Below are 2,427 nucleotides of genomic sequence, written 5' to 3' on the forward strand. Positions count from 1 at the left end.
GGACGGAGGCGGGGGTGCAATGCTGGGTCTGGCGGATGGAAACGCGAGCGCGGCAACACCTAGTGTTTTTGAAAAACCGAATTATGCGATGATGCCCTTATAGTCCTGTTTTGCCCGACGGCGCAAGCCCACCTCGCCGAGCCTTCGCCCTGCCCTCTGGCAATCGCGCCAGCGGGGGCTCGTTTTTTCGATTCCGTAACCCCTTGTGATCGTTCGATGTTTCTACTGTGCATGGGGTTGTTTTCGCACATTTTCGTTGGGAGGGGTCTTCCGATCCCCTCCGATGTCGCGTCGGCGCGCTGCAGGCGCGCGGCAGTTCCGGCGCTAGTCCACCGACACGCCGGCGAACTCCACCACCTTGCGCCACTTCTCGGTCTCGTCGGTGACCAGCTTGCCGAACTCGGCCGGCGTCATCGGCTTGGGGATGCCGCCGGTCTCGGTGAGGCGCGCGACCAGCTTCGGGTCCTTCAGCGCCTCGTTGACGGCCTTGTTGAGAATCTCGATCACGTCGGGCGGCGTGCCCTTCGGCGCGGAGATGCCGTAGAAGCCGACCGATTCGAAGCCGGGCAGGGTCTCGGCGATCGCGGGCACGTCGGGCACGCTCGGCCAGCGCTGCGGCGAGGTGACGCCCAGCGCGCGGACATTGCCGCCCTTGGCCTGCTCCATCGCGGAGGGCAGGTTGTCGAAGATCAGCTGCACCTTGTTGGAGATGATGTCGGGGAACGCGATCGCAGATCCCCGATAGGGCACGTGCACCATCTCGCACTTGGTCATCACCTTGAACAGCTCCGCCGACATGTGCACCGAGGTGCCGTTGCCGGACGAGGCAAAGGAGATCTTGCCGGGATTGGCCTTGCAGTAGTCGATGAACTCCTGAACCGTCTTCGCCGGAAACGCGTTGGAGACGACCAGCATGTTGGTGAGCTGCATGATGCTCGCGACCGGCACGGTGTCGCGCAGGAAGTCGAACGGCAGCTTCTTGTACAGCGAAGTCGAGATCGCGTTGTTGGGCGCGACGAACAGCAGCGTGTAGCCGTCCGGCGGCGAGGCGATCGCGGCGCCCGCCGCGATGTTGCCGCCGGAGCCGGCCTTGTTCTCGACGATGAACTGCTGGCCGAAACGATCCGACAGCCACTGCGCCATGATCCGCGCCACGATGTCGACCGGGCCGCCGGCGGAGAAGCCGATGATCCAGTGCACGGGACGGTCGGGATAAGCAGCGGAGGCGGGAGGTGCGGCGCCCAACAGCGTTGCAAGGAAAACCAGCCCGAAAACACTGTTACGCAAAATTCGCAACATGACGCCTCCCATTGTTCTATTGTCGTTGGGCTGCATGCTTTCACAAAATCGGGGCGCTGCCTACATCGCCGCAAGTCGATGTTGACGCGCCCCCGCCGGGACCGACCATGAGATTCGCGATCACCCTTCTTCTCGGCACGGCGCTGCTTTCAAGCCCCGCCGCCGCTCAAACCGGAGGCAACGCCATTCCGACCACGACACCCAGCCTGACGATCAGCTTGGGCACCGCGACGCCCGGCGGCGGCTTTCCGCTCTATGGCAACGCCTTCGCGCAAGCGATCAACGCGGCCGATCCGCAAGTGATGATCGCCCCGCGCAACACCAAGGGCAGCAACGAGAACATTCCGCTCTTGGAGAAGGGCGAGCTCGATCTCGCTCTGGTCGCGGGTGAGCCGGCCTATGAAGCCTTCGCCGGCATCGGCCGTGCGCCAGTACGGCTGAAGATCCTCACGGCGATCTATTCCAACCCCGGCATGTTCGTGGTGCGCGCCGATAGTCCCTACAAGACCATTCGCGATCTGGTCGGTCAGCCCGTCGCATTCGGCGCCAAGGGCTCGGGCCTGCCGATCCTGGCGCGCTACGTGCTGGATGGTCTCGGGTTGAAGCAGGACGAGGACTTCAAGGCGATCTATCTCGACCGCGCCGGCGACGGCCCCGCCATGGTCGAGGATGGCCGCGTCGCCGCACTCTGGGGCGCCGGCATCGGCTGGCCTGGTTTTGCGGCGGTAGCCTCGAGCGTATCAGGCGCGCGCTTCATCGCGCCTGATACCGAGGAGATCGCCCGCATCCGCGCCAAGCACGCGTTCCTCAAGCCGCTCACCGTGCCCGCCGGCAGCTACCCGAACCAGTCCGAGCCGATCGCCTCGCTGGGGTCCTGGAGTTTTGTGCTGACGCGCGAAGATCTGCCCGACGATATCGCCTATCGCCTGGCGAAGACGCTGCATAGCGTCGAGCCGACATTCTGCAAGCAGCTCGCGCAAGCCTGTGAGACCACGGCCGCGAACACCGTCGCGGCCGCGCCGAAGCCCGAGCTGATCCATCCCGGCGTGATGAAGTATTTTCGCGAGATCGGGGTGGTGAAGTAGGCGCGCCAGCAACGGCCGTCATGCCCGGGCTTGTCCCGGGCAT

At 64.6% G+C, this 2,427-nt stretch carries 2 protein-coding genes; one reads left to right on the plus strand and one right to left on the minus strand.

Annotated features, from left to right (window positions below):
* Positions 1 to 324 precede the first annotated feature (324 nt).
* Positions 325 to 1,299: a tripartite tricarboxylate transporter substrate binding protein gene (locus tag IVB47_RS35080; protein WP_247468526.1), complete on the minus strand. Its 975-nt coding sequence runs from the start codon at positions 1,297 to 1,299 to the stop codon at positions 325 to 327.
* A gap of 107 nt (positions 1,300 to 1,406) precedes the next feature.
* Here IVB47_RS35080 and IVB47_RS35085 point away from each other — a divergent pair, with 107 nt between their 5' ends.
* On the plus strand, positions 1,407 to 2,384 hold the full coding sequence (locus IVB47_RS35085) for a TAXI family TRAP transporter solute-binding subunit (protein WP_247468529.1): 978 nt from the start codon (positions 1,407 to 1,409) through the stop codon (positions 2,382 to 2,384).
* The last annotated feature ends 43 nt before the right edge of the window (positions 2,385 to 2,427 follow it).

Origin of the sequence: Bradyrhizobium sp. 62 (assembly GCF_023073035.1) — a bacterium.
GTDB lineage: Bacteria > Pseudomonadota > Alphaproteobacteria > Rhizobiales > Xanthobacteraceae > Bradyrhizobium.